The 24256-nt window shown below is 47.4% G+C and carries 33 protein-coding genes; 4 read left to right on the top strand and 29 right to left on the bottom strand.

Annotated features, from left to right (window positions below; translation table 11 throughout):
* Position 1 precedes the first annotated feature (1 nt).
* Complete coding sequence (locus GWG06_RS03200; protein WP_127036864.1) at positions 2-346, bottom strand: winged helix-turn-helix transcriptional regulator; 345 nt, start codon at positions 344-346, stop codon at positions 2-4.
* Between the two features lie 89 nt (positions 347-435).
* On the opposite strand from GWG06_RS03200, the gene GWG06_RS03195 reads away from it, so the two are divergent.
* Positions 436-1305 carry an MBL fold metallo-hydrolase gene (locus GWG06_RS03195; RefSeq protein WP_160711318.1) on the top strand — a complete coding sequence of 290 codons (870 nt, stop codon included), beginning with the start codon at positions 436-438 and terminating at the stop codon, positions 1303-1305.
* A 168-nt stretch (positions 1306-1473) separates the two neighbouring features.
* On the opposite strand, the gene GWG06_RS03190 is transcribed toward GWG06_RS03195, so the two are convergent.
* The 23 genes from GWG06_RS03190 to GWG06_RS03080 form a co-directional block, all read right to left on the bottom strand.
* On the bottom strand, positions 1474-2487 hold the full coding sequence (locus GWG06_RS03190; protein WP_160711316.1) for a hypothetical protein: 1014 nt from the start codon (positions 2485-2487) through the stop codon (positions 1474-1476).
* Between the two features lie 51 nt (positions 2488-2538).
* Entirely contained in the window at positions 2539-3474 is a 936-nt protein-coding gene (locus GWG06_RS03185) for a hypothetical protein (protein WP_160711314.1), read from the bottom strand.
* Positions 3475-3550: 76 nt separating this feature from the next.
* Positions 3551-4513 (bottom strand): hypothetical protein, encoded by a 963-nt coding sequence (locus tag GWG06_RS03180; RefSeq protein ID WP_160711312.1) that lies wholly within the window; start codon positions 4511-4513, stop codon positions 3551-3553.
* Between the two features lie 15 nt (positions 4514-4528).
* Entirely contained in the window at positions 4529-5488 is a 960-nt protein-coding gene (locus GWG06_RS03175) for a hypothetical protein (protein WP_160711310.1), read from the bottom strand.
* Positions 5489-5501: 13 nt separating this feature from the next.
* A complete protein-coding gene (locus tag GWG06_RS03170) occupies positions 5502-6458 on the bottom strand; it encodes a hypothetical protein (protein WP_160711308.1) in 957 nt (318 codons plus the stop codon).
* 14 nt (positions 6459-6472) lie between these two features.
* The gene (locus GWG06_RS03165; RefSeq protein ID WP_160711306.1) at positions 6473-7084 is read right to left on the bottom strand and encodes a hypothetical protein; all 612 of its coding nucleotides are present in this window, start codon (positions 7082-7084) and stop codon (positions 6473-6475) included.
* A gap of 1 nt (position 7085) precedes the next feature.
* Positions 7086-7916: a hypothetical protein gene (locus GWG06_RS03160; protein WP_160711304.1), complete on the bottom strand. Its 831-nt coding sequence runs from the start codon at positions 7914-7916 to the stop codon at positions 7086-7088.
* Positions 7913-8398, bottom strand: coding sequence for a hypothetical protein (locus GWG06_RS03155; protein WP_160711302.1), 486 nt, complete (start codon positions 8396-8398; stop codon positions 7913-7915). Before GWG06_RS03155 ends, GWG06_RS03160 begins: the two co-directional genes overlap by 4 nt.
* A complete protein-coding gene (locus tag GWG06_RS03150; RefSeq protein ID WP_160711300.1) occupies positions 8395-9252 on the bottom strand; it encodes a nucleotidyltransferase in 858 nt (285 codons plus the stop codon). The genes GWG06_RS03155 and GWG06_RS03150 overlap by 4 nt, the downstream gene beginning before the upstream one ends.
* A gap of 2 nt (positions 9253-9254) precedes the next feature.
* Positions 9255-9548 (bottom strand): hypothetical protein, encoded by a 294-nt coding sequence (locus GWG06_RS03145; RefSeq protein ID WP_160711298.1) that lies wholly within the window; start codon positions 9546-9548, stop codon positions 9255-9257.
* Positions 9532-9828, bottom strand: a complete 297-nt coding sequence (locus GWG06_RS03140; RefSeq protein ID WP_160711296.1) for an oxidase — start codon at positions 9826-9828, stop codon at positions 9532-9534. Before GWG06_RS03140 ends, GWG06_RS03145 begins: the two co-directional genes overlap by 17 nt.
* Positions 9825-10040 carry a hypothetical protein gene (locus tag GWG06_RS03135; protein WP_160711294.1) on the bottom strand — a complete coding sequence of 72 codons (216 nt, stop codon included), beginning with the start codon at positions 10038-10040 and terminating at the stop codon, positions 9825-9827. Before GWG06_RS03135 ends, GWG06_RS03140 begins: the two co-directional genes overlap by 4 nt.
* Entirely contained in the window at positions 10033-10581 is a 549-nt protein-coding gene (locus tag GWG06_RS03130) for a hypothetical protein (protein ID WP_160711292.1), read from the bottom strand. The genes GWG06_RS03135 and GWG06_RS03130 overlap by 8 nt, the downstream gene beginning before the upstream one ends.
* Before the next feature lies 1 nt (position 10582).
* A complete protein-coding gene (locus tag GWG06_RS03125) occupies positions 10583-11563 on the bottom strand; it encodes a hypothetical protein (RefSeq protein ID WP_160711290.1) in 981 nt (326 codons plus the stop codon).
* Positions 11556-12107: a DUF6046 domain-containing protein gene (locus tag GWG06_RS03120; RefSeq protein ID WP_160711288.1), complete on the bottom strand. Its 552-nt coding sequence runs from the start codon at positions 12105-12107 to the stop codon at positions 11556-11558. The genes GWG06_RS03125 and GWG06_RS03120 overlap by 8 nt, the downstream gene beginning before the upstream one ends.
* Positions 12108-12117: 10 nt before the next feature.
* Positions 12118-13914, bottom strand: coding sequence for a tape measure protein (locus tag GWG06_RS03115; RefSeq protein ID WP_160711286.1), 1797 nt, complete (start codon positions 13912-13914; stop codon positions 12118-12120).
* Between the two features lie 35 nt (positions 13915-13949).
* Positions 13950-14129: a hypothetical protein gene (locus GWG06_RS03110; RefSeq protein WP_160711284.1), complete on the bottom strand. Its 180-nt coding sequence runs from the start codon at positions 14127-14129 to the stop codon at positions 13950-13952.
* Positions 14123-14431: a hypothetical protein gene (locus GWG06_RS03105; RefSeq protein WP_160711282.1), complete on the bottom strand. Its 309-nt coding sequence runs from the start codon at positions 14429-14431 to the stop codon at positions 14123-14125. The genes GWG06_RS03110 and GWG06_RS03105 overlap by 7 nt, the downstream gene beginning before the upstream one ends.
* Before the next feature lie 43 nt (positions 14432-14474).
* The gene (locus GWG06_RS03100) at positions 14475-14909 is read right to left on the bottom strand and encodes a hypothetical protein (protein WP_160711280.1); all 435 of its coding nucleotides are present in this window, start codon (positions 14907-14909) and stop codon (positions 14475-14477) included.
* 31 nt (positions 14910-14940) lie between these two features.
* Positions 14941-16170, bottom strand: coding sequence for a DUF2586 family protein (locus GWG06_RS03095; RefSeq protein WP_160711278.1), 1230 nt, complete (start codon positions 16168-16170; stop codon positions 14941-14943).
* A gap of 47 nt (positions 16171-16217) precedes the next feature.
* A complete protein-coding gene (locus tag GWG06_RS03090) occupies positions 16218-16682 on the bottom strand; it encodes a CHAP domain-containing protein (protein WP_160711276.1) in 465 nt (154 codons plus the stop codon).
* Positions 16683-16697: 15 nt separating this feature from the next.
* The gene (locus tag GWG06_RS03085) at positions 16698-17324 is read right to left on the bottom strand and encodes a hypothetical protein (protein WP_160711274.1); all 627 of its coding nucleotides are present in this window, start codon (positions 17322-17324) and stop codon (positions 16698-16700) included.
* A gap of 15 nt (positions 17325-17339) precedes the next feature.
* Positions 17340-17567, bottom strand: a complete 228-nt coding sequence (locus tag GWG06_RS03080) for a hypothetical protein (RefSeq protein ID WP_160711272.1) — start codon at positions 17565-17567, stop codon at positions 17340-17342.
* A gap of 327 nt (positions 17568-17894) precedes the next feature.
* On the opposite strand from GWG06_RS03080, the gene GWG06_RS03075 reads away from it, so the two are divergent.
* Positions 17895-18377, top strand: a complete 483-nt coding sequence (locus tag GWG06_RS03075; protein ID WP_160711270.1) for a hypothetical protein — start codon at positions 17895-17897, stop codon at positions 18375-18377.
* Here the strand turns inward: GWG06_RS03075 and GWG06_RS03070 are convergent, their stop codons facing one another.
* From GWG06_RS03070 to GWG06_RS03050, 5 genes are all read right to left on the bottom strand, one after another.
* The gene (locus GWG06_RS03070) at positions 18378-18740 is read right to left on the bottom strand and encodes a hypothetical protein (RefSeq protein ID WP_235938107.1); all 363 of its coding nucleotides are present in this window, start codon (positions 18738-18740) and stop codon (positions 18378-18380) included. It abuts the gene before it with no gap.
* Positions 18741-18761: 21 nt separating this feature from the next.
* Positions 18762-18992 carry a hypothetical protein gene (locus GWG06_RS03065; RefSeq protein ID WP_160711266.1) on the bottom strand — a complete coding sequence of 77 codons (231 nt, stop codon included), beginning with the start codon at positions 18990-18992 and terminating at the stop codon, positions 18762-18764.
* Positions 18993-19164: 172 nt separating this feature from the next.
* Positions 19165-19587 carry a helix-turn-helix domain-containing protein gene (locus GWG06_RS03060; RefSeq protein ID WP_160711264.1) on the bottom strand — a complete coding sequence of 141 codons (423 nt, stop codon included), beginning with the start codon at positions 19585-19587 and terminating at the stop codon, positions 19165-19167.
* Positions 19584-20273 (bottom strand): AAA family ATPase, encoded by a 690-nt coding sequence (locus tag GWG06_RS03055; RefSeq protein ID WP_160711262.1) that lies wholly within the window; start codon positions 20271-20273, stop codon positions 19584-19586. Before GWG06_RS03055 ends, GWG06_RS03060 begins: the two co-directional genes overlap by 4 nt.
* 30 nt (positions 20274-20303) lie before the next feature.
* On the bottom strand, positions 20304-22259 hold the full coding sequence (locus GWG06_RS03050; RefSeq protein WP_160711260.1) for a hypothetical protein: 1956 nt from the start codon (positions 22257-22259) through the stop codon (positions 20304-20306).
* 153 nt (positions 22260-22412) lie between these two features.
* Between GWG06_RS03050 and GWG06_RS03045 the strand changes: the two genes are divergently transcribed.
* Entirely contained in the window at positions 22413-22820 is a 408-nt protein-coding gene (locus tag GWG06_RS03045) for a helix-turn-helix domain-containing protein (protein ID WP_160711258.1), read from the top strand.
* A gap of 152 nt (positions 22821-22972) precedes the next feature.
* Positions 22973-24238 (top strand): hypothetical protein, encoded by a 1266-nt coding sequence (locus tag GWG06_RS03040; protein ID WP_160711256.1) that lies wholly within the window; start codon positions 22973-22975, stop codon positions 24236-24238.
* Positions 24239-24256: the final 18 nt, after the last annotated feature.

The raw sequence follows: 24256 nt of genomic DNA, 5'->3' as shown, positions 1-24256 counted from the left end.
ATTACACGCCCGGCATATGTTTCCGGCCCCAGACCCTCATAGCGTCGATGATAGGCAGAAGGCTGCCGCCGTACGCAGTTATTTTATATTCCACGCGGGGAGGTACTTCCGCAAAAACGATGCGTTCAATAACGCCGTCGGCTTCCAGCTCCCGCAGCTGGTTGGTGAGGGTCTGTTTACTGGCTTCCGGCATGGCTTTCAGCATCAGGCTGTATCTGTTGGTATTATTCCGGATCAGGTGTATAATGACCGGCTTCCATTTTCCTCCGATGATATTCATACAAAACGTCACCGCACAGTTGGTGGGATTAAAGTCTTTGTTCTTTCTAACACTTGTCTTTGCCATTGGTCTGAAATTATAGCCTGAGTCAAAAAGTATGGTCTGTCCTGTTAACCATACAGCAAAGGGGAACTTTGCGTAAAAATTATCAGGATATGATTATTCATTCAGCAGAAGCGCAACAGGCTTCCTTCTTCACTTATCATGGCGGCGCACGGAAGATACTCGTTGTAAATGACGGGGAAGTACCGTATGACAACGCATGCTTTGCACCTGGCGTTGCACGTTCCGCATTGTCAAATATACGCAACACGACGGAGCATTTCAGGCTGCCGCATAATATACTGGTGCTGCGTTCCGGTGACCGGACGGTGTTAATGGATGCCGGCAATGGCCATAACAGCGGTGGCCTGCTGACGGCCAACCTGCAGACAGCCGGTATTCAGCCGCAGGAGGTAACGGATATTGTGCTGACGCATGCGCACCCGGACCATATCTGCGGGCTGGTACAGGCAGATAGGCAGCTGGTGTTTCCTGCAGCAACGATTCATCTGTCCTGCGAGGAGTATACTTTCTGGCAATCGGCAGTGCCGGATTTTTCGCGGAGTAAGGAAGCAACGACAGTACTGTCTGCCATGCAGCAGGAGATCAGGACTATCCTTACAGCCACCGAAAGCAGGCTGCAGTTATTCAGCGGCAGCACTCCCCTGTTTGATTTTCTGAAACCGGTAGCAGCAGCAGGACATACGCCCGGACATTATATGTTTGAAATACAGTCGGAGGATAAAAGTTTTATGCACATGGGAGATATTTGTCATGATGACCAGGTACTATTCAGGCATCCGGACTGGGGAACCGTTTTTGATATTGATTTTATGCAGGCGGCGCAGGTACGCGTTGCTGTACTCCGGCAGATGGCGCTTTCCGGGCAGCTGGTATTCGGGTATCATTTGCCGTGGCCGGGGTTCGGGCGGGTAGTGGCAGACGGGGAGGCTTTCCGCTGGGTACCGGAAATAAATTGCTGATATAAGGGAGAAAAAACCAGGCGTCCGAAGGAATAAATCGAAATGTCTTATTTCTCTCAAACGCTTTACTGTAAATGATTTCAGCATTACAAAAAAATCCATCCGCCTGCAAATAGAACAGGCGGATGGATGAGTTAAACATAGAACGGTGGATAACTTCTTTAGGGGCTACTGCGGTGAGGCGTAGGAGAGGATGATGCGTAAATCCTTCAGGGTGGCGTCGTAGGTGAATTCTGGCCACTCATCGCTGTTATCCATATTAGTAACATATACCCCATTTTTATAAACCGCCAGCTTTACCGGGCGTTGGTTATCAAAAGATACCGCAGTTGCATCTTTCAGTAAAAACAGCCCTCTGCGTCCTATGTATGAATTAACAGCTCCTGATCTCTGCACTTCTATCTTATTGGAATAGCTGATGCTTTTCTGCGGAGGAACGACCTGCCCGTGGAAGTGTAGTGTATAATCATCTGTTTCATTGACCAGCTCAAAATGAGGTTTAATCAAGGTGTCCCGTGGCCGTTCAAGCGAGTCCCTGAGTCCAAATATAAGCCCCAGCTCATGTCTGAATCCACCAGCCTGTACATTCAGGGTATCGCCGAAGTAGATCTCCCTTTCTCCAATGTTATATCTTACAGAATTCTGTCTGAAATCCTCTGAAGAACCAGAGGACATAAAGGAGGGTTCCGTAAAAATGGTAGAAGGGAAGTTGGTATACTCAAAAAACAATACTGTTCCCGGGGTGCGGTTAATATAAGTACTGCTTATACTGAATGGTGGTTTTCCCTTCACCAGGATTCGGTTGCCTGCATATAGCTGCAGGGTAACAGGGGTGCTGATGCTATCCGCACTGATAATATTAAACTTTACGGAATCCCGGCGGTTAAAATCATAGGTTTCCCAAAAGCCGTTGTTGAAGATAGATTCCACCAAAATCTCTTCCTGCCTGGGCAGGTTGATAAATTTTGTATCGATATATGATTTCAGGGAAGCATCAGTAGCGATAGTATTTGTTGATGTGTTGTGCAGGCTATTATCATTATTAACAGCTTTAATCCATCGATCGCTCAGCCGCAGAGAATCTCTGACTGTCACCCGTGTGGCATTAACGGTACTTTGCGCATAGGAACGGGTTATTAACAATGCGTATAAAAGGCCGGAAAGTAAAAAAAATTTCTTCATAGCTAATATTGATTATTGAAGGCTACAGATTGGCAGACATGTTTTATATACTTATTCAGCAGGTTTGGACTCCTCTTCTTCAGGCATATAATCCAGTTCGATATACAGGTCCTTCCAGCTGGGATCAACAGACAGATCAGGTGGCCAGACTCTCCTGCCAGAGCCATAGGGATAAGGATGCGGTTCACCATTCTTATATGTTCTGAGCAATGTCCCTATTCTGCTTTCCATTCCGGTAATACCTCCGTTCTTCATCTTGGTCATATTCCATCTGTCAAACGGGCCAAAATTTGTATATCCTATTTTACTCATAGGGAATCTCATAAAATAGGAACAGGTTGTTTGTGCAGGCACTCTATTGCCCAATATTTCAAGAATGCTTTCTTCGGTAATATTTTTCAACGTTATATGCAGGCCAACCAGCGTATCAGCATCATTCATAGAGGATAACGAATCTGCTACCTTAAAAAACATATTCATATTACCCAATATACTCTCCGTTAACAACTGAAGGGTATCATGCAGGTACGCTTGTCTGCTGAACTGATTATATATTACATCAAAATTCTGCTCATAGATGCTGTTGATTCTGTAACCCAATACTGTTCCAGGTTTATTATTGATATACTGTCCTCGGATCTTGAATGGTGGCTTTCCTTCAGCAAAGATTTTATCAGCTGATTGCTGATAAATCTTTGCTGGTGTTACAATGCCTTCACTACTGACTATCTCAAATTTTATGGAATCCCGGTATCCGGGCGATGCATTTTCGAACCGGCATAATACGTGAATACCAGGTATATTTCTACCACTTACCTTATCTACATACTGCTTCAGCACCGCATCCGTTGACACGGTATTTCCGTTTGCCTGCAGCAGCCGGCCGTCATTATTCACACCTCTTATCCAGCGGTTGCCCAGCTGCAGGGAATCTCTGATGATCAGCCGATGTGAGGTCACGGTGCCCTGTGCCATTGCAAATGACACTAGAAACAATTGTAAAAATCCGGGCAGTAAAAATCGTTTATTCATATTCATTGTTAGTATCATTAAATTTTACGCATTAGTCTACGGGGACATAGGAAAAAACGACCAGCATATCTTTCCAGGTAGTATCCAGTTTCAGCGGCAGCCTCTCAGACGTACCGGAAGTATGCTCCCAGGCAGGAATACTATCCCCGTTCTTAAAAATCATTATTCTCACCTGGCGGTTATGCCACATATTAATAGCCACTCCATCTTCTGCCACATATAAACCCCGGAAAGAATAATAAGGATCCATCTCTATTCCAGTTGCCCTGGACATATGGACCGGCATTGTGTATACGAAAGATTTTCCGGGTGGCACATCATTCCAGAACAGAGAGAAGGCATTTCTGCTTGTATAATTTATCAGTTCTACATTTAATTTCACTAATGTATCCGCATCTCCCAGATTGTTTATCGAATCGTTGAGCATACAGTAGATATCAACCCCATACCGGAGGTCAGGATATAAAAGCTGCAGGGTATCATTTACATAGGCTGTTCTTGATATGGCACTGTAAGGAATACGAGCTGCATTACTAATATCACAAGACAGATTTACACCGGGTATATGACCAATATACCGGCCACGTATTGTATAGGGCGGCTTTCCGTAGGCATACAACCAGTCTGCCGTACGGTTCTGCATAGTAAAAGAAGTTACTATACTGTCTGCGCTGATAACTTCCAGTTGAAGAGAATCCCGGAAAAGAGGTCCCCATACAAACTGGTCAAAAAAATAGTTTATATAAAAACGATTCTCTTTCTTTCCGCTGGCAGCGTCATCTATATACTGTTTCAGTGCTGCATCCGTTGAAAGCGTATGCGTTGATGCATTCCGGAGATCACCTTCGTTATTAATGCCTGTGATCCAGCGACCGCGTAAGGACAGGGAGTCGCGGACAGTTACCCGGTTGGCCGTAACAACGCTCTGTGCGGAACAAACCATTACCAGTAGCAGGCTTAGTATCCAGGTTAACAAAAAACGTTTATTCATCATAGTTATGTTATCGGATTAATCATTCGGTTCGTAGACAGCTATTATTTTAAGCTCCTTCCAGGTAGGGTCAAGGTCTATGTAAAGCCAGTCTGAGCCGGACTGAAACTTAAACTCTTCGCCATTTTTGAAGACCTGGTACATGATGCGGTCGTTATTGCCCATGTACACAAAACGCCCGTCGGGCAGTACGGCTACGGGCACCCTGCTCATGGCGAATGGCAGCGGTTCCGAGCGGTGTAATACCATTTGCTTTTTGTACACAACGCCGTATCGTGGTGGCAGGATATTATCGACCGTCTGCACCAGGTCGTGCTCCGTTGCATTGATGATGTCAATGCTGAGGGTTACCAATGTATCGCTGGCGGGTACTGGCGGTTCATCTCTCATGGAGGCTTCTATTCTGAATCCGCCATACAGCAGGTAGGTATCCAGCTGTATGGTATCCTTGTACCGGGCAAAGCGCTGTGTAAAATTTGCAGGCTGCAGCTGTGACAGCTGTCCCAGATCGTCCTTAATCAGTATATCCACCACAGTACCCGGCGTGTTATTCACATAGCTGCCTGCAACGCTGAATGGCGGCCTGCCTTTGGGTTTAAACAGGTTGGCTTCCTGCATACGTAAAGTGATGGGAGTAACGATGCTGTCTTCACTGGTTACCGTCAGGTGAATGGTTCCCTGCAGGTATGGATTTGCGGTATATCTGCGGAACGTATGCAGCAGGGAAATCCTGTCAGGCTTATCTGCTGCGTTACTGATCTCCGTGCGGAGATAATTTTTCAGGGCGCCGTCAGTAGAAATGGTTTGCGGAGAGGCATAGCGCATATCGTTCTCGTTGTTTACGGCTTTGATCCAGCGGTTGCCCAGGAACAGGGAGTCCCTGACGGTGATGCGGCCTGCGGTGATAACATTCTGTGCCGGCGCATAGCCGGTACTCACCAGGTATAATGCGGCCAGCAGCAGCAATTGTTTACTCATCTTCCTCATATTATTAATCATTTGGCGCATGGCTGACAATTATTTTCACCTCTTTCCAGGTGGTATCAAATACTAAGGATGGCGGACTGGTGGCGGGTCCTCCTGTTTCTGTTCCATTCTTAAAGATGCGGATCTGACAATTGTTGTTGTTCATCATATTCATATAAGTATGATCTGACATTCCGGCCACCGGAAACAGGTTAATCGTTTCTGTCATACTACCGGTACGCATCAGGCTAAGCCGCTGCTTAAACTTAACGGCAGACATGGGAGGCACTATATTTGCAAAAACAGTTACCAGCCAGTCAGGAGTATTATTAACAATTTCAATACTCATAGCCACCAACGTGTCTTTCTTCGCTATCTGGGCAGAGTCTCTCCATGATGCGGTAATACTCATAGTACCGTAGTAGCCTTTAGCATTCAGCAGCAGTGTATCCCTGTAATAAACAAATCGTTGTGCCGTATTGTATGGCACAACGCCGATCAGGGTCATTGGCAGGAACATGACATTCAGGTCCATCACTGTACCTCGTTCCCGGTTAATGTAGGTACCGGTTATGCTGAACGGTGCTTTACCACTGGCTGTAAAGAGATCCGCGCTGCCTGTACGCAGGGTCACCGGCGTAACAATACTGTCTGCGCTGATAATTTTCAGGTTTATCTGATCGGTCAGGTAAGGATTAGTCGTGTTTCTTCGGAAAGCATGCAGCACGGTTATATCTTCCTCATTATTGCCTGTCTTGCTGGTCTTTTGCTTAATATATTTCTTCAGGGCGCCGTCTGTAGAAATAGTATGTGCTCCGGCATGTTCCAGCAGGCTGTCATTATTAACATCCCTGATCCAGTATCCGCGCAACGCCACCGAATCCCTTACCAGCAGACGATTGGCAGCAATAATATTTTGCGCTGCCAACCGGCATGTCAGTATCACCCCGCCGAGTATCAGCAGTAATAATCGTTTATTCATAAACGTTATATTAACTATCTTTTGTAAAAACGGATGGTGGTATTGGCTGTTATTCCACTGAAAAAAATCATTTTATCTGTCTGAGCTGCATAGACGTCTAATTGTATAACATTACCTGCGTTAGCTTCCAGGAGCAGATCAGACAGCAGATCTTTTCCACCGGCAGTGGTACCTATGCTGAGTGTTTGCGCAACCGGAGACACCACCGTAATTTTCTCCAGCATACTTCCGAGTATAATTCTGTAACTATTATTGGAAGTAAAGGTTAACTCCTCCACAGCACCTGCATTAATCATACGCTTCAATTGATATATGGCTGCGCTGGTGGCCAGTACCTGAGTATTATTCTCGTCGGTGGAACTGGATATAGCATTGGGCAGTTCTCCCAACCCAATCTGTGCTTTTGTAACCTTATGAGGATTAGCTTCATTCGCGAGATGCCCCTGCAACAATTCGTAATCCGCCTTTGCATTCAGCAAATCCCGGAGCCCGGTCACATTATTGATAGTGATGGTATCCTCCTGCTTATGAAAAAAACTGTCTATCAGATCCCAGAACTGCTGTTGTGTAGGATAATCACCTGTTTCAAACCAGCTTTTGAGTTTATTTCTTTCCTGAATTGGCATATTATTTTAATATTATTGCGTAGTCAAATGAAATACTCTGAACGTCGGTAGATACAGACCTGAGAAGTAATGTAAACACATAAGGAGCCAGGTCCTTGACAGACCATATGACGTCGTTATCATCATTATAATTCCAACCGTGGCTTATAAGAGATCCCACCACCATGTAATCACCATTAATTACCGGATTGAGTGAGATATAATAGTAGTTATCAACACCGACATCTCCTATCTTGAAATTCCCGGTACGTACCACCTTCAACATGTTACTGGTGGCCCTTGTCGTAGCCAGTACATTGGGATCATTAAGAGCAGGATCATTGGAGATGGCATTGGGCAGATTACCCAGTCCTACCTGCTGTTTGGTAACCGCATGCGGATTGGCAATATTGCCGGTATGCTGTAACAGGGTGGCATTCAGATTTGTCAGCGTAGTATTCAGTGTACTGATACCCTGCTTCATTGCGGCAATGCTATCCAGCCTGATCAGTTCTGAATAAGGTGCACCGCCGCTGCCGAACCTGGCATAACGCGTATAATATACCGTATGCGCTGTTCCATCTTCAAACAGTTCATCACTGTTCTCATCAATGATGATGTAGGTGCTTTGTTTCGGACCTGGCAGAAAAGGAAGCAGTTCCCCATTATGAATAATCCATCCGGCACTTACTGTGCCGTTGCTTTCCACCATGCCTGATACGATTACTTTATCCCCGCAGACACCTGCCAGTCCGGATATAGCATCACGATAGGAGGCCTGCATATATCCCAGCACATCCTGGGTAAGGGGAAAACCGCCCAGGTTGCTGAAATCCACTCTTTTATTACTCATGTCATTTGAATTTTATAGTCTTTACTGGCTAGCTTATAGCTATTAATAAATGCGCGCATTTCATCTTCTGTGTAACGCAGCCCGGCAGGAAGCATTACCAGAAAGTCCACGCTGATGTCGGTGGTTTCCTTGCGCGTATAAATGAACGGAGGTTGCCCGGCTGCTCTTCCGGCCACATAAAGCGGTTTAAGCGCTTCCCGGCGGAAAATATATTTCGGGTCGTGGAGAATATTTTCTCCTATGCGGATACGGCGGCTTACATAGTCATAGCGGTCATTCAACGCTTTCTGCAGATAACATACCTGCGGAGTAATACTCAGCCGGTACAGGTTATTCTTTCTGTTAGCCCGGAAATCGTTGTAAAGTAACTGCACCGCATATACAATCGAATTGAGCCAGGCCTGTAATACCGGTTTTCTTAATACCGGCGGTAACATCAGTGCAACCAGCCTTCTGTAATCGACATCGAAGATTTTCATCATAGGATACTGCTTTGAGGTATATATTCCACCAGAAGATCATGTTCTTCATCAAAGAAGCGCAGGTATCCGGCATCAGGCTGGTACATCACATCGAAGGATTTATACTGTTCTCCTCCCTGCCGGGCATCTGCACTTACAATCTGGGGTATTACCACGCCGTCAACCTGTTGCAGACGGTCTATCAGATAGGCAAGTACCAGTGCTCCGTTAAAAGGCAATTCTTCCAGGTACTTTTTCACTTCATTTCTTACAGGATTCGAATCAGTACCATCCAGCCGGGAGCCATTCTTCCCCAATACCAGTGGGTTGTAGTAGATGTTTATCTTCATCCGGAGACTATCCGGGTCAGTACTGCTCACTATCAGCCTTACTCCTGCATCCCGGATGGTATTCATGTAGGCAATAAATGACAGCCGCTGAATCTCCTCCAGTTTCCCCAGCACGTTATCCTTTTTAGTAGCTACTTTTACCCGCAGCGCTACTTCCTGCCTGCTGTCTACCTGTTCCACGATAGCACAGGAATGAATAATCCTGCTGGCTGCGATTACGTCCGGAGACACATTGGTATTATCATAGGTATCGCTTTCCGGCAGCAGATTAAATCCGTACTGAAACTGTTTTGCCTTCTCCGCATACCATTTCAGGCTATGAGGTTTCATCCTGCTGATAATGTCATTCACCTCCTGGCGATGCAGGTCAAATAGCTGTTCCAGCGACCACTGACATACCGCTATCACGTAAATGAATACACGATACACAGCTGTTTTGCTGACACTGTTCAGTGCCTGTAGTTCAGGTGTTACGCTTACCTTGTCCAGTATAAGCGACTGTATTTGTTCTATTGTTCTTGCCATGATTAACTGATCTTGAAGTCAATGCCAATACCCATGAATCCGATACCACCTTTCTGTGGTTCGTTAATCTGCCTGGTGATGAAAGTACCCGGATAGATATTTCGTTCCCGGTAGTAACCGGTAATACGTTGATTGATATCTTCGAATGCGGGTACCTCCAGTTGCTGACCGCCCTGCAGGTCATCTGTCAGGTTAATTCCGTTACGTACAGCCAGGTCCAGTGCGCTTGCAATGGAGCCGGATTCGCGTAGCGCAATATCAAAGAGGCACTGATGTGGTTTAACTGTTATTGCCATATGCTGCGTCAATGTTTAGCGTACCGGCTGCGTCCATCCTGATGAAATTGATTTTCATTCCGTCAGTTTCAAACTGTACTTTGATATCTGTCATGACAGCGGCAGGATCTTCATCTTTCAGATAGTTAAACAGGCCCACACCAACTACGGGGTATTCCCGCCAGTCGCCCATATTGGTAACGAGCAACAGCTGCTGATGCTGCCGGGTACTTTCACCAATAAGGAAGTCGCCGTCTGCAAATGAGAGATCATTCATTTCGTTAAGAAGCACGTCGGTCATTGTATTGTATAATTAAATATTCCGGATACGGGTCCTCCGCTGGTGCTGTTAAGTCCTGCGGTATAAGTTATTTTCAGTTGTCTGACTTCTGCTACAATAGCTTTTGCCAGTTTTTCCGCTATTCTGTCCATCGCTGCACCAGCATCATTTTTCTCCTCCGCTTCATTAAAGGCAGCTCTGATAGTGTTTCGAAGTCTGTTTTCATCAAGCATCTTTCAGTAATTTTTTAACGCGTTCTTTAATTTTTTCAAACTCCAGCCGGTTAATCAGCTCAATGGTAGGGCCATTCTGAGTTGTAAACCTCATCCTGGTAATCTCTGCCAGCAGGTCTTCCAGCACTTTGCGCAGCGACTCTCCCTGGCTCGATATGAAATAGCCGTTCTTATCAATATCCAGTACTGTTTTATCTACTTCATAATGGTACTTCCTGTCATCCATATCCAGCGTGGATGTTTCGATGACGTACAGTATACGGCTCACTTCATGCACAGATACGATGACATAGTCGTCGCTGTTTTCAATACGGGCTATCTGTACCGTACTTTCTGCTTTAGGTACCAGCAGTACTTTTCCACCGTTTTCAACGACGCTTTTCATCCTGACATCATCCAGCTCCAGACCGCTGCTCAGTACCACCTGAACGGTGTCATCGGCATTAATTTTCTTTACTACTGCCGGTATAATGGCGGCTGGTCCGTATCTGGCGGCAAAGCTGGCCATTGCTGAGGCGATATCGCTGATCTGTTTTGACATACTATTTCATCTTTGCGCCGATAGTAACAATACGACGGGCTCCTTTGGAACTATAGTTTACCTCTGTGGCCTGTACATAATACCTGCCATCTTTTTTGGGAGATTTTTTATCACGTATTTCCGCCTTGAAACCAGGTATACAGAATGGTTGCAAAAAGCAGGTAATCTTTCCTTCATATCCGTCGTAGCTAAGCTGGTCGTATTTCTTCTCTGCTATCTCCTTCAGGGTTTTCGGATCAGAAATGTTATTGACCTTTACCTCTACCTTCTGGCTGTCTTTTTTCTGGCTGCCTGTTTTACTGGTCAGGGATTTTCCGTTCTTTTGCGGGCAGGATGCGGTTACCGTCACGTTTGTCTTATCAGTGGTGCGTAATTTCAACGCATCGCTTTCAATGACATTCCATCCCATCTGATATTTCACGGTTCCTCCTTCATGTGGTTGCCGCAGGTTGGCATTCAGTACAGCACCTGTAAAAAAGAAGTCAATGAGATAGGCTTCTTTCAGTGCCAGCAATATTTCCGTCCCGTTTTTAGATTCGGCCACATACTTGTCGATTTTTACGTCCGGGAGATCCTTTGCCAGCTTAATATCTGTGCCTGTTGTGATGATGTTCAGAATATCCTTCAGCGATTTCACCTTCATTTTCTCATTGAAAGTTTTCTTTCTCAGCTGATAACTATATCCTTCACATTCCAGTTCTACTGTTGGCAGATCGTTTACACGCGTAACAAATCCTACAAACTCCTCTTTCAGCTTATCGTTGTATCCCAGGCTGATGCTGACCATATCTTCTTCATGGAATAAACGGGCTGTTTCCTGTTTATCCTTTGATACGCTTTTACCTTTGACCTCGTATGCCACAGCCGGGAGCTTAACTACGGCCTTGTCCACGAAATCAAAAATGCTTCGTGTCACCTTCACTTCCACGGGTTTGATGGAGGTATATTTACCGATGCTTATCTTGCTTTTCAGTTCAAACATATTCAGGTATTTCTAAAGTGTATTCAACATCGCTGACCAGCGTGATTTCATATGGCCTGGCATGCTGTACCCCATTAGTGACTGCCGGCAATTTAAGATCTGTGATAACCACTGTAGGCCGGCCTTTCAGGAACATATCCGTAATTATATTATGCAGTTCCACGGGAGTACCGGGTACAAACAACTCCTGCAACTTCGTCAGCTCCTCTTCGGGAAGATGATCGTCTGCGCTGACTGCCACTCCTCTCACTGAAATAACATAATCATCGGTACTGATCATTTCCTTTACTGTGCCGGATCTTTCGGGCAGGGAGGTAGATACAATTGTTTTCTTACAGGCGATATCAATAGTAGCGAATGGCAGCACGTAGTCATTCAGTTTTACGGGCAGATAGAATACTCTTCCGTAAAGGCCATTCGCATAATAAGGCTGCGAAAGGTTACTGGACTTGCCCTGCGGCAGCTTTTTCGGTTCCGCCTGTTCTTCCGGCATTTCAAATCCGAAAGCGCTCCGGAACATCTCCTTTATTTCAAAATCAGCCATGGCAAACGGTTTAATGTCCTGGTTTTGCATTTAAGTTATTCATCACCTTACGCATTTCTTCACGGATCAGGTGACTGATTTCTTCTGCACCTTCTTTTACGGTGGTGGTATGTACTTGCAGCGTTTCAATCTGTTTCCCGATGTTGATGGTAACGGAACGTTGACCGCCATCGTTAATACTGGCGGCCCTCGCCATCGGCCTGTCCTGGTCTGGCTTACCGATTTTGGAAGTATCCACCTGGGGCATCTTTCTTCCTTTCAGCTCAGGCCCCTTGCCGCCACTCATTTTCTCTACCTGCTCAACATTGAGGCCCTTATAGATATCGGGAGGCAGTGTCTCCATTCCCGGCGGTGGTTTAATCTGGCTTTCCAGCTGGTTCTTCTTGAATTCGGCCCGGCTTTTCTCTGCGGCGTCCTTTGCTGCTTCAGGCACCTTTTCCATGTCTTTGACCAGCTTATCGGTGCTGACAAGATTTGAAAAAGAATTACCTGCTTTCTTTGCTGCATCCCAGGCTTCACTCCATTTACCCTGGAAAAAGAGCATTACTGCTTCTCCCAGCGCGGCGAACCCATCCAGCAACGCACCGATTTTATCCAGCACATAATCCTTGATGATGCTGCCCAGTGCTTTAATACCTCCCCATACCGCATCTATAGCGGCTCTGAAGCCTTCAAAATGTTCATAGGCGTAAACTACGAGTCCTATCAGCATGCCCAGAACAGACACCACTACCATCAGGGGGTTAGCTTTCCAGGCGGCATTCAGCACTTCCGTAGCCAGCGCCAGGCCCTGGGTGACTGTTGTTCCCAGCACGCTCACGGCCAGATGCCATCCCAGTACGCCCGTCAGTAAAGCCAGGGAGCCTGCCAGTATCAGTGCGCCGGTGTCTCCGTCCAGTACGGCGTTGCCGAAGTCGAGCAACAGAGATGTGACTGGCTTGAAAGCATCTCCGACGGAGGTAAGCACTGAATTCATGGATTGATTCAGCTCTCCCCATTTCCCTCCAATGGTATTGGCATAGTCCTGCATACCGTTGGCGAACTGGCCGCCTTCGCCTGTGGCCATCTGAAAAGCGCCTTTGATCATTTCGGCAGAAATACTGCCTTCTCTCATCCGCTGCTCCAGCACATTCATCGCAATACTTGTCTTATCCGATATGGTCTGTAACGGGTCAAACCCCGCTGCTGTCAGCGCATCCATGGAAGTCTGCGTCAGTTTGCCTTCTTCTGTTATCTTACCGAAGGCCTCTGTCAGCTTGTCCAGTTTGTCGGCCTGCCCTCCGCTCACATCGCCGAGCATATACATGATCGGAATGATTTCCTTTGCAGCTACCCCGTAATTTTTCAGTGCAATTACATTGGGTGTCAACTGGGCTTCGTCAAACGGGGTGGCATCAGCCATTTTGGTAATCTTCTGTTGCTGGGCAACACCTTCGTCTTTACCGAAAGCTGTTTTCAGCGACAGAGAGCGTTGTTCCTTTTCGGCAGACAGCACCACTGCTTTCTTCAGCATTTCCCCGGCGCCGGACAGCACTTTACCGAAACCTTCCTTTATTTTATCTTTCAGATCATCGGCTTCATCTTCTGACTTTTTATTCTTCAGGGCTTCTGAAAACTTATCTGTATTTCCTTTCAGCGATTTGAAAGCAGACGATAGCTTGTCGCCCTGGTCAGCCGCTATATTTGCCAGTCTGGATAAATTAAGTCCCGCGCCTGTACCATGCCTGGTGATATCGGCCATGGCCGGCGCCATAGTGCCCATCAGCCGGGATAATCGTTCTAATTGTGGTTCAAGAGGGCTAGCCATTGTGGATAACATTTTTTTGAAAAGGCCCCCTCCGCTCAGCGGCTGAGGCCCAGTTGTTTTGCTTCATTTCTACGTATATCTTCCAGGATAGCCCAATGCTGTGCCCACTGATCATCGTCGAGCTGCGAAGGATCCAGACCGAAATGATAACGTAACTGGAGGTCGATGTAGAGAATAAAATTGCTCTGAAATTCGCCGTTGGCACTGGTTAGCACTCCCCCAGCTCACCTTTCTTCTTATTCATCAACTCTTCTACAAAATCACTGAGACCAAAGTAGTAACGGTCTTCTTTGCGGATCGCCTCATCGCCGCCCAGCCAGATACCGTTAATAACGGTTTCGTTGAACTTGGCAGGACTGGTGGATACCTTCGTAGCTGCGAGACTGTAAACATCTCTTGAAACGGTGCGGAGGTAACATACCCGGCCTTCAATGGTGTAGGAATAAACTTTACCGTGTTCATTTTTCCAGGCCTGGATCTGCTCTGCAGTAGCCTGGCCAATCAGTTGTTTTGACATTGCTTACTTTTTTGTTTTGATGAAATAAAAATTCCGGAGACACTTACTTGGCTTCTTTGGTGATGCGCAGGCAAACAAAATTGAGGGTTACCTCCTTGAATTTTTCACCTTGCTTCATCCCCTCTTCAAACTCTGTAAATTCTACATTGTTAATTTTGTCCGTAAGGATTTTCGCATCTCCCTTGGTGTAGCTGCAGACAATATTTATCAGGCTTCCGGGTACATCAACAATATCTTCATAACCCTTCTGCAAGGCAATCGCATTCAGCTGATCCAGCTCGCTTTTGAGCAGGGTGATGGTGCCTTCATATTTTTTGTTGCCGCGCTGTATAGCCAGCGGAAGATTACCGGCAGCATAGAGATGTTCCTTTTCCTGCGACTTTTTATAGGTGAGTCCACGCAGACCGGAAATTTCACGATCGAAGATGACCACCTTTACATCTGCCCATTCAAATTCCCTTGAATCAAATCCTGGCATATTTTTAATTTTTTAAGTGATAAGATGATAATTAAGCGGTAGTAAAGCCCAGGAATACATCGATGTATTTGAGCGCGCCTTTAGGTCTGATGCGTACAAAAATGTAGATGCGGTTGCTGGAAAGCACATTGAGGTTCGGGTTATCAATGTTTGCTGCGCTGTACAGGGATGCATATTGTGCAGGATCAGGATTCACCAGTGCTTCTACGGCTGCGGAGCCGTCTGTATTCTGACTGATCTCCCCGTTCATACGACGGCTTATTGCATCTTCAATACGCTGTTCCAGAGCTGCTTCGATAGCAGGACTGAGACGGCCACCGGCATCAACATTTACATCGTCCTTCAGCTCATTGTAATAGGTTTCATAGGCGATGCGTACTGCTTTATCGATAGTACGGCCGTTGCGCAGGTTGCTGAAATCGCTGGTGACAGCGCTGAGCATATTGTCATCACTGAACAGGTAACCAGGTGCGGCTTCGTTGCGTTCAAAAGTGATGTAGCGTTTGTTGTGCAGTGTTTCCAGGTCAACCACTTCTGTTTCTTCCACGGTTTTGGCGCCTATTTTCACCACTGCATTTTCTGCTATGGTGAGGCTGCCGCTTTTCACACGGCCGATGTTCCTTTGTACAGGCACTCTGGAAGCGCGTCCCAACGCCAGCAAGGCAGCAAGTGCGCTGTTGTCGTTTATGCTTCCCAGCACAATGCCTACATTATCTTTCACATCAGCGGTATAGTCTTTCAGGTCGCTGGCTTTTGTGTAGCCATATCCCTGAATCAGACAGCGGAATGGTTTACGCAGGTCAAACCATTTTCTGGCAAGTGTCTGTGCAGCTGCAGCAGCAGTGATTACGTCAGCATCCACACCTTCTGTTACTACCGGGGTATAACCAACGGCAGGGAATTTCGCGAGTGCCAGGAGGCTGATGTTACCGCCGGCGAAAGTCAGCAGTTTATCGGCATTGGCAGGCAGCAGCATATCTGCCAGGGTGGTAGTCTGCGCCAGGAACAGGCAGTACAGGCTGGTACCTTCTGCGGCTTCGGCAAAGAAGCCATCCAGGACAGCCAGCAATGCAGGCATATTGGAGGCATGTGTCAGCTGTGCAATGGCCTGTTTTTTACTTTTAATCAGCACGGGAGTGCCAAAACCGGCTGCGGGAGCCTGGGGAATAGCCATAATCAGCCCGGAAATGCCGTCCACATTGGGGGCCAGGCCACCCAGATTTCCATTTGTTGTGATGATATTTACTTTAGGTCTTGCCATTTCTCATAATTTGTAAATGGATGTATAGAATTGAAATCAAACTGTTTTTAATCAGGAAGTATAAATCCCTTGATGGTAGATAACAGCCGCCGGCGGGTACATACTTCATAGCCTTCCCTGCTGCCGTCGTCGTTGGTATTGCCTTCTACGGTGTAGATAAAGCGTTCATCGGCCTGTACCACAAATCCCGTATGTCCGAAACCGTTACCATAGTCCATGATGAAGATGGCGCCGGGCTTCACATAGCGGCTGCCGGTTACTTTACGCAGGCCGGTAGTACGCCACTGCAGCAATACGCCGCCGGTTTTTACCAGTCCGTTTTTTACCTGCAGGGCGTTGGCGGCTTCCTGTACACACCAGTATACAAAGGCCATGCACCAGGGTGCTCCGGGCCCCAGCCCTACACTTTTCAGGTATTGGTTTACCTCCGGACCGCTGTTGCTGCCTTTCGGATTTTCTGACACACCTTCCTGTGAAAGTGCTATCTCCAGTGCTTTTGCTGATAGGGTCATATGTTTTCGATGAGGTTAAAAACGAATCAGGTTGTATTGTATGCCGATGCCTGCACTCCAACGGAACTTTCCGCCGGCGTAGTGCCAGCCTATCTGTGGTCCTATGGAAACCCGCAGCAGTGCTGCCTGCCGGTCTGTACGGATAGCTTTCAGTCCGCTGATAACAGTATGCGGGTTGGCGCTGAAACCATCCATGTAGGCGACTTTCCGGAACAGGCCCGCCTTCCGGTGCCAGGTCACAAACCAGAGGCTGTCGCGCAGCTGATAGCTGATACGGAGCGAGTCCTTCATTTGTCCCAGGATACTGATCCATTTATCCTCATAATGAAAACGGAATCCCGTATCCGTCTGCTGCGGTGCTATGGCGGGTAATGTATCTGCAGTAACGGTGGTTGCAGTGGTATATTCCCGTATATTCTTCTCCGTTATACCTGACTGCCGCATGATCTTTTTGACCGGTGCCGGCGGCGAAGTATGTACCACCGGAGTTACAGCATGCTGCCGGCCGGCGGCATCGCGGTAACGCCTGATAGTATCGGCAGTGGCGGCACGTAGTGCAGTCAGTTGCCGTTCCTGGTAACAGCTGCGCCAGCAGGCTGCTGCGGCTGTCAGGATAAGGAGAAGAATGATGACTGTTCTCACGGGAATATATTTTTACTATTCGCCTTCCACAGCGGCGGCGGCTACTGCCACCATCACCGATCCGGCAATGAGTAAGGCTTTGGCTGCTTCCAGGAGTATCCCCGGCACAGGCATGGCGGCTGAAGGAGCCAGTATAGCGCCGGCTCCGGCCATCAATACTTTACCGGCGATCTTTATTTTTCTGAAGAAACTGGGTGTAGGAGATGATATTCTTTCCTTTGCTTCGTCAATAAATCGTTTCATATCCGTTTGTATTAGGTTAACTGTTGCAGCCCCCGCCGGTGGCCCCCGCCTTACAGGACGGGGAACAGAGGCGGTGATGTTCACGGTGTATATGTACAACTGATGCGCTGCTGAAACTGTTCCTGATCATTGTACGTTACCAGTTCCGTTCTTGTGATTACAAAGATGGGATGTTGTGAAAGCCTTACCAAATGGGCTTCTGCGCTTACTCTTTTTACAGCGGTATCATACTCCTCCGGGTAGCGCATCATGCCGGATAAAATTTTATGAAGCCTGCTGATACAGCAACTTTGCAGTAACAACATTATTTACCTCAAACAACAACACATGAGTAACGTATTCGGAGATTATTCAGCAAAGCTCATTCAGCGCATTAAACAGGCGGTTCCTGCACTTCAGTTCACCGGTGCGGACAGTGGACAGCTGGAGATATTTGACGCCACTGCAGGACTGCAAATAGCGCTGCCCTGCTCATTGATTGACTTCCGGGAACTGATCTGGGAAGATCTGACAGATAATACACAAAGAGGAGAAGGTTTTTTACAGATCAGGATTGGTATTGACCCTGCCGCTACGGATGCTGCCACTTTCCATGAGCTGCAGCAGAAAGTACACAAGGCGCTGCATGGCTTTACGGACGCGCCTTTCGGAAAATTGCTGAGAAGAAGGTCTGACACCGAACAACGGGAAAACAAATACTGTGTGCATGTTATCCGGTATGCACTGTCTGTAACAGATGTTACCACGGCGCCGGAATATACCAGCATACCGCGGCCCGTTCCGGTAGTTAACGGAGATGAAGCGCCATAGCTATTTCCACACCATCCACGGATACCGCCGGCGCAAGGCGGTCAGTCCCGGTTGCTGGGCAGTCAGCTGTTTCAGCAACCGGAAATTTTCTTCCAGCTGCAGCCGTTCGATAATGGTATAGGCAGAGAGATCAAATTCTTCCGATAATACCTGCAATATCTGATCATATCTTTTTTTGCAGAGACGGAGATAATAATAATGACGATACACGAGTCTTTCATCACGACGGGCAATCAATGTGCGGCTCCTGCCGGGAGTCCGGGCAGGCGTATCTTCCGGGGAGGAAGACAACAGCTGGGAGAATAATGTCTGTGCACCTTTCACAATGGCAAAAATAAAAAATGCTCCCCTTACGGGGAGCATTAAAATGTTGACACAGTACACTTATCGTTTGTAAATTTTTTCGAGTTGTTGTTCTTCCGGCAACATGGCCGACAACAGATCCAGCAAGCGTATATTGGCCTGTTTTACGCTTTCGGGCATTGTATCCGGATGTTCCAGATTATGCTTTACAACGAGGATAATTCCCTGCATCAATCCGATATGCACGCTTTCAGGCGTGAGCGTGGGGATATGTAATGATAAGCCTTCATTCTGATAATGCACGTTCTTCATAATTCATAGGTGTTAGCCAGACACCTGTCCATTCCCTGATGTAACTTGCCAGGTAATAGTTACCGTCTTTTTCTAATGCCATGGAGCAAAATAGGGTTCAACGGGCAGCTGCAGGACGATTAAAGATACAGGATTTAAATAAAGGTTGTACTACCTGTTTTCCACAGGTTATCTACGCGTTCAAAAACAGTTCATGGTTATTTATTTTAAGGACATCTGCTACGGGTTGGTGTTGTAATGCCGGTTGCGTGACTATGCGCCATTGCAGTAACACAGGTATCACCTTTGACCAGCAATGCATAAAAAGTTCGTCCTGAACTTTAACGTGCTTGGCTGCTTCGCCGAAGTTATAATGTACGGCGGGTCTGCTGCGGTGAATAACTTTACCTGTTGCTGCAAAACTGATGTCGGTAAATCTGCATAGCAGATAACAGATCACCTGTCTGGCACAAGCCACTTCTTTTGTGTTTTTTCCCGATAATAAGACTTCTATACGCAACTGAAGTGCGTGGCAGATTAAGCGCACCATATCCTGCGCCAGCTGCGGGTTTTCAGCTGATGAAAAAATAATATGCCGGTACAATATTCTTTTCATGATAAAGCAGTTTGTTTTCTTCTCTGCTTATGAACAGCGCGTTCTACGCGGCGGATGTCTCCTTCGCAGTCGTGAAAAATAGCGGCAGTATCTTCTGCGGAGCTGATACCGTTTGCCTGGCAGATGGCGGTCAGTTCTTTTTTGTTCACTCCTCTCAGCACAATGAAGCGGCGGCCGATACGGGAGTAGAGTTCTGCATATCCTTTTCTGTTAAGGCGCCGGCCCCTGTCTACCCGTTTCACCAGGTGACTGGTTGCGGTCATCACAATACCGCATCTGCCATGCAACAGGTTGTAGAGGGTGATGAAGAAGTATAGTACCTGATCGCTGAGTTTATCTGCTTCATCGAGTATGAGCAGCGGTTCGTGCAGCGTGCAGAGGGCATGCACTATATCTTCCATCATTTCGCCGGTGCTGTGGCCGCTGCGTTCGCATCCGATGGCCTGCAGCAGCTTTTCCAGGAACAGTTTCCGGTTCCAGTGCTCAGCACATTCCAGGTGAAATACAGCGGTATTGTTTGTGGCATACCAGGCGGCGGCAAAGGTTTTTCCGCTGCCTGCAGGCCCCGTGAGGGCAAACACATTACCGTAGGTCTGCGCATCGCGGAAATAGGTAATAAGGGTATGAAAATCCGTGGTTTCAACCAGCTGCCATTCATGCCGCTGGTGTTTCTTCTGAGGGTTCATAATAAGTCGGTTGATACGTTAATGAAGGAGTTACATGAGGTCCAGCGGGTCAAATGGCGTTGCGGGGTTACCGGAAGAAGCCCAGGATGCTTCTGCGGCCTGTCTGATTTCCTTGACCATTACACGGGCCTGTAATAATCCGGCCGCATCCAGCTGATGCTGTTCCAGGATGCTTTCTCTGTTTTTCTTGTTGCGGAGAATAGTGTCGATGTAGGCTTTCTTTCTGTGCAGCTGCCGGAAAAGTTTCTCCTGGTCGTCTGCCTGGTAATCGGCTCTGGCAGCGGGCAGCTTCTCATAGCTATGCGCTATGAAACGCAGCTGTTGCCCATCGGTGACGAGTATACGGGAAAAGTTATAGGGATCGTAATACGCCTGTATTTTTTTCCCGGCGAATCTGAGGTATTGTTCCGGTATTTCATATTCATGCACGTTCCCATCAATGGTCAGACGGATACCACCATTGGTAATGGTGTTGGAATAATCATGCAGGATACCGAAAAGAAAGAGGAACTGTTCTTCACTGATCTCCTTTTCCCTGGCCAGCTCACTGGCGTTAAAAGCGGCTTTCCATACCTCCTGGCGGGTCATGCCGGTACGGGGCTGCGGATCACGGCGCAATCCGTCTATAAAGGATTCCAGGATCTGGCAGCTGTCATCTTTGTGCGGATATAGTCTTTTGCTGCGTTCTACATGTTCGGGGTTGAGCCGGAATCCGGAAGTGATGTTATTGCCGGCGTAATTGGGAAAACGTCGTAAATGCTGATGCCAGCGGGTGCCGAAGGTACGCTCTATGTACTTTGACCGTGGCGCTTTGGCGGCTGCGGCAAAATAACCGGGGTCAATACGCTGGTAGAAGGGCAGCAGGGCCTTCTGATTCCAGCGGTCTGTCTGCAGCTGATGCGGCAGGTACCAGCCGCCTGTCAGCTCCCGGATATGGTACATGGCATCCAGGTAAGCCATCTTTACTACGTGCACGCTGAGGTTATCTGCATAAAAGAAGCCGAGGGGATAATCGTTGAAGGCATCACTGATGACCACTGCCCGGAAGCGGTGATAGTACTGCACGGATAACTGGTTACCTTTTCCGGTAGTTTCGTTTCTGAAATACAGGTCTATGTCGTTATCGTCTGAACCTACGAGCAGCAGCGGCGCTGAGGGCCGGAAGCGCTTGATATGCCGGCCGTAGCGGTTATACCAGGCGGCATTACCTTCCCGGAATAGCTGCAGCTGATAATTGTTGCTGCGCCGGTGCAGCCCTACGGTAGCAGCGGTGATGGCTGCATAGCCGTGCGCGGCCGCCCACCGGTTATATGCAGCAGCAATGATGGTATCGTCGTGCTGATTGGGGTGCGCGATCAGTTCCAGTAACATGGATTCGGACAGCTCATCTTTAATTTTGGCACTGTTGCGGTTACCGAAACGCCAGTCTATCAAGGCGGCATATCCTTCCTGGCGATAGCTTTTTATTCTCTCCGAGAGCCGTTTGTAGCTCTGCGGCAGCGCCACGCTACGGGCAGCTGTCAGCTCCGGTATCAGCTTCCAGAAATGTTCCATGGTGATGCCCAGCTGCTGCCGTACGAAACGTTTATCGTCCTGCATCCTGATGAGCATATTCAGCCAGGAAGCAGCGGTGACATACTTTTCTACCTGCGCGGGAGAAAGACATTTATCTGTGCCGTAACGGTATTCCAGGAAGAATTTTTCTGCCCGCGTATCTTTTACCACCAGTTCCAGCAGCGGCTGCCTGCTGGCATATTCATAGGGGTTGCCGAAGTGCGCAGTAATCATCTCCTTGTAGGCGGGAGGCAGGGATTCATAAACAATCAGCACGGTACGGCCATTGCCGCCCCGCTCCAATACTTCAATTCTGTTCCTGTTTTTCAGGGAATCATATGTACCTTTTGGTACCAGTCCGCCGGGATGTTGCGGTGTGCGTATAAATTCGTGTCCTTCAATACATAACCGGTGCTGCGGATCAAACTTCATAGGTAAAGAAGTGTTTAGGATGGGTCAATGGATACTATCTTTTAGGCAATTGATTTTTTTATCAATAATTTTATGTTCATTTGAACGATACAAAAATATAACTATTCTTATATTGTCAAAATCTTTTTTTATAACTATATCTATATTCAGCCAATGACCGAAGGACAACGCATATTATTTGTCAGGAAACTGATACAGAAGAGCCAGCAGGAATTTGCCCAGCTGCTTGCTGTATCTCAGGCGGCGCTGTCAGACATTGAAAACGAAAAAAACGGCATTTCCTACCCTGTATTTAAAAAACTGGTGGAAGAAATCGGTATCCATCCCTATTGGTTTCTATGGGGACAGGAACCCGTTTTCCGGGATATATCCTTTGCAATAAAATATAACATAGGTTATAATTATGCAAGCGCAACTGCAGGCGCAACTGCAAGCCCGGCACCTAAAAAGGCCACCATCAAGCACCTACCCACCCCCACAATGGAAGACGTTATGAAAGAATTGACCGCCCTCCGGGGAGAAGTGAATAAAATAAAGCGCAGCAGCAAAAAAGAACGATAATCAAAAAAAAGACGCCTGGATTTTCCGGTCTTATACCATTACAGGAGATGCCCTGCAGCTCCTGCAGCCCGTCATACCAATATCCTCCCGCCTTTAGCTGACACCCGCCTCCTGCACTTTCTCAACCCGCATTATTTTTTTATATTTAAAATATGAGAAAACAAACATGGTTACTGCTGACAACATTCCTTACCTGTTTCGGCGCCACTGCTCAGACCGCTGATCCCGCCGCCGCTATCAGCCGCATTCATCAACTGTTCCTGCAGGATTACAACTACCTTAAACCCATCGACTCCCTCAAGGGATCGGCGACAGCATACCGGCACAACGAAGACCTCCTTGGCATGTACTTCCAGGCACTCGCCACCTACGAATCCTTTACCGGCAACTACGCCGCCGCCATCAGCGCCTATAACAACATGTTCCCCCAAAATGACTATGATGCCGGTAACACCGAAAAAGCAAAACCTGCCTTTAACGGATACACGCCTGTTAACGCTGCTGAAAAAATTGGCGCCCTGGCAGCACAACACCGGGTCATCATGATAAACGAAAGCCATCACACGCCCTATCACCGCCTGTTTACAAAATCACTGCTACCGGCACTCTATAAAAAAGGATTCCGATACCTCGCACTGGAAACACTGGAGTATAAAGATGCAGCTCTCAACAAAAGAGGATATCCCATACAGGGCGATGGATTCTATTCTACGGAACCTTTGTTCGGAGACCTGATAAGAACTGCCATCAGCATAGGATTTAAGGTCATCTCCTATGAAGACACCACCGCCTGCCGGGAGGGCGACTGCTACCAGCAACGGGAAACAATGGAAGCCCGCAACCTGTGCAAAATACTCCGGGAAGATACTGCCGCCCGCATACTGGTGCACGCCGGATATGATCATATCTTTGAAAAAGAAAAATATAACTTAAGAAGAATGGCCATGTGCTTCCGCGAATGCAGCGGTATCAATCCGCTCACCATCAACCAGGAAAGCATGTGCGAAAAGGGTAACCCGGCAAATGAAAACTCCTATTATACGGCAGCTGCAACGCTTTACCACATCAGCGCGCCCACGGTATTCGAAAAAAAAGACAGCATATGGGTAGAGCCCCGTCTGGCCGGATACGTTGACATGGAAGTATTCCATCCACGGTTCACAGATAAATATAACAGGCCCGGATACTTCCTGCTTGACCCTACCCGGATACCTTCGCCGGTCAGCCTGAAAAAAGAATATACCAACATGCTTGTACAAGCCTATATGGACAACGAATCCGGCAACAGCATCCCCGTTGACCAGCAGGTATATTCCGGCACTTCACCACTGTATCTGATGCTGCCCAAAGGGAAATTTCGTATAGTCGTTAAAGATCATCTCAATAAAATAATATCCACAGCTGCCTACTCCAATTAAGCTGCATCACCTGAAATA

Source organism: Chitinophaga solisilvae (genome assembly GCF_009928525.1).
Lineage (GTDB): Bacteria > Bacteroidota > Bacteroidia > Chitinophagales > Chitinophagaceae > Chitinophaga > Chitinophaga solisilvae.
The sequence above is the reverse complement of the archived record's forward strand: the minus strand, read 5'-3'. Positions and strand labels throughout refer to the sequence as shown.

Coding starts and splice junctions, on each gene's coding strand:
- GWG06_RS03200 (WP_127036864.1), bottom strand. CDS start 346: ATGGCAAAGACAAGTGTTAGAAAGAACAAAGACTTTAATCCCACCAAC.
- GWG06_RS03195 (WP_160711318.1), top strand. CDS start 436: ATGATTATTCATTCAGCAGAAGCGCAACAGGCTTCCTTCTTCACTTAT.
- GWG06_RS03190 (WP_160711316.1), bottom strand. CDS start 2,487: ATGAAGAAATTTTTTTTACTTTCCGGCCTTTTATACGCATTGTTAATA.
- GWG06_RS03180 (WP_160711312.1), bottom strand. CDS start 4,513: ATGATGAATAAACGTTTTTTGTTAACCTGGATACTAAGCCTGCTACTG.
- GWG06_RS03175 (WP_160711310.1), bottom strand. CDS start 5,488: ATGAGTAAACAATTGCTGCTGCTGGCCGCATTATACCTGGTGAGTACC.
- GWG06_RS03170 (WP_160711308.1), bottom strand. CDS start 6,458: ATGAATAAACGATTATTACTGCTGATACTCGGCGGGGTGATACTGACA.
- GWG06_RS03165 (WP_160711306.1), bottom strand. CDS start 7,084: ATGCCAATTCAGGAAAGAAATAAACTCAAAAGCTGGTTTGAAACAGGT.
- GWG06_RS03160 (WP_160711304.1), bottom strand. CDS start 7,916: ATGAGTAATAAAAGAGTGGATTTCAGCAACCTGGGCGGTTTTCCCCTT.
- GWG06_RS03155 (WP_160711302.1), bottom strand. CDS start 8,398: ATGATGAAAATCTTCGATGTCGATTACAGAAGGCTGGTTGCACTGATG.
- GWG06_RS03150 (WP_160711300.1), bottom strand. CDS start 9,252: ATGGCAAGAACAATAGAACAAATACAGTCGCTTATACTGGACAAGGTA.
- GWG06_RS03145 (WP_160711298.1), bottom strand. CDS start 9,548: ATGGCAATAACAGTTAAACCACATCAGTGCCTCTTTGATATTGCGCTA.
- GWG06_RS03140 (WP_160711296.1), bottom strand. CDS start 9,828: ATGACCGACGTGCTTCTTAACGAAATGAATGATCTCTCATTTGCAGAC.
- GWG06_RS03135 (WP_160711294.1), bottom strand. CDS start 10,040: ATGCTTGATGAAAACAGACTTCGAAACACTATCAGAGCTGCCTTTAAT.
- GWG06_RS03130 (WP_160711292.1), bottom strand. CDS start 10,581: ATGTCAAAACAGATCAGCGATATCGCCTCAGCAATGGCCAGCTTTGCC.
- GWG06_RS03125 (WP_160711290.1), bottom strand. CDS start 11,563: ATGTTTGAACTGAAAAGCAAGATAAGCATCGGTAAATATACCTCCATC.
- GWG06_RS03120 (WP_160711288.1), bottom strand. CDS start 12,107: ATGGCTGATTTTGAAATAAAGGAGATGTTCCGGAGCGCTTTCGGATTT.
- GWG06_RS03115 (WP_160711286.1), bottom strand. CDS start 13,914: ATGGCTAGCCCTCTTGAACCACAATTAGAACGATTATCCCGGCTGATG.
- GWG06_RS03105 (WP_160711282.1), bottom strand. CDS start 14,431: ATGTCAAAACAACTGATTGGCCAGGCTACTGCAGAGCAGATCCAGGCC.
- GWG06_RS03100 (WP_160711280.1), bottom strand. CDS start 14,909: ATGCCAGGATTTGATTCAAGGGAATTTGAATGGGCAGATGTAAAGGTG.
- GWG06_RS03095 (WP_160711278.1), bottom strand. CDS start 16,170: ATGGCAAGACCTAAAGTAAATATCATCACAACAAATGGAAATCTGGGT.
- GWG06_RS03090 (WP_160711276.1), bottom strand. CDS start 16,682: ATGACCCTATCAGCAAAAGCACTGGAGATAGCACTTTCACAGGAAGGT.
- GWG06_RS03080 (WP_160711272.1), bottom strand. CDS start 17,567: ATGAAACGATTTATTGACGAAGCAAAGGAAAGAATATCATCTCCTACA.
- GWG06_RS03075 (WP_160711270.1), top strand. CDS start 17,895: ATGAGTAACGTATTCGGAGATTATTCAGCAAAGCTCATTCAGCGCATT.
- GWG06_RS03070 (WP_235938107.1), bottom strand. CDS start 18,740: ATGCTCCCCGTAAGGGGAGCATTTTTTATTTTTGCCATTGTGAAAGGT.
- GWG06_RS03065 (WP_160711266.1), bottom strand. CDS start 18,992: ATGAAGAACGTGCATTATCAGAATGAAGGCTTATCATTACATATCCCC.
- GWG06_RS03060 (WP_160711264.1), bottom strand. CDS start 19,587: ATGAAAAGAATATTGTACCGGCATATTATTTTTTCATCAGCTGAAAAC.
- GWG06_RS03055 (WP_160711262.1), bottom strand. CDS start 20,273: ATGAACCCTCAGAAGAAACACCAGCGGCATGAATGGCAGCTGGTTGAA.
- GWG06_RS03050 (WP_160711260.1), bottom strand. CDS start 22,259: ATGAAGTTTGATCCGCAGCACCGGTTATGTATTGAAGGACACGAATTT.
- GWG06_RS03045 (WP_160711258.1), top strand. CDS start 22,413: ATGACCGAAGGACAACGCATATTATTTGTCAGGAAACTGATACAGAAG.
- GWG06_RS03040 (WP_160711256.1), top strand. CDS start 22,973: ATGAGAAAACAAACATGGTTACTGCTGACAACATTCCTTACCTGTTTC.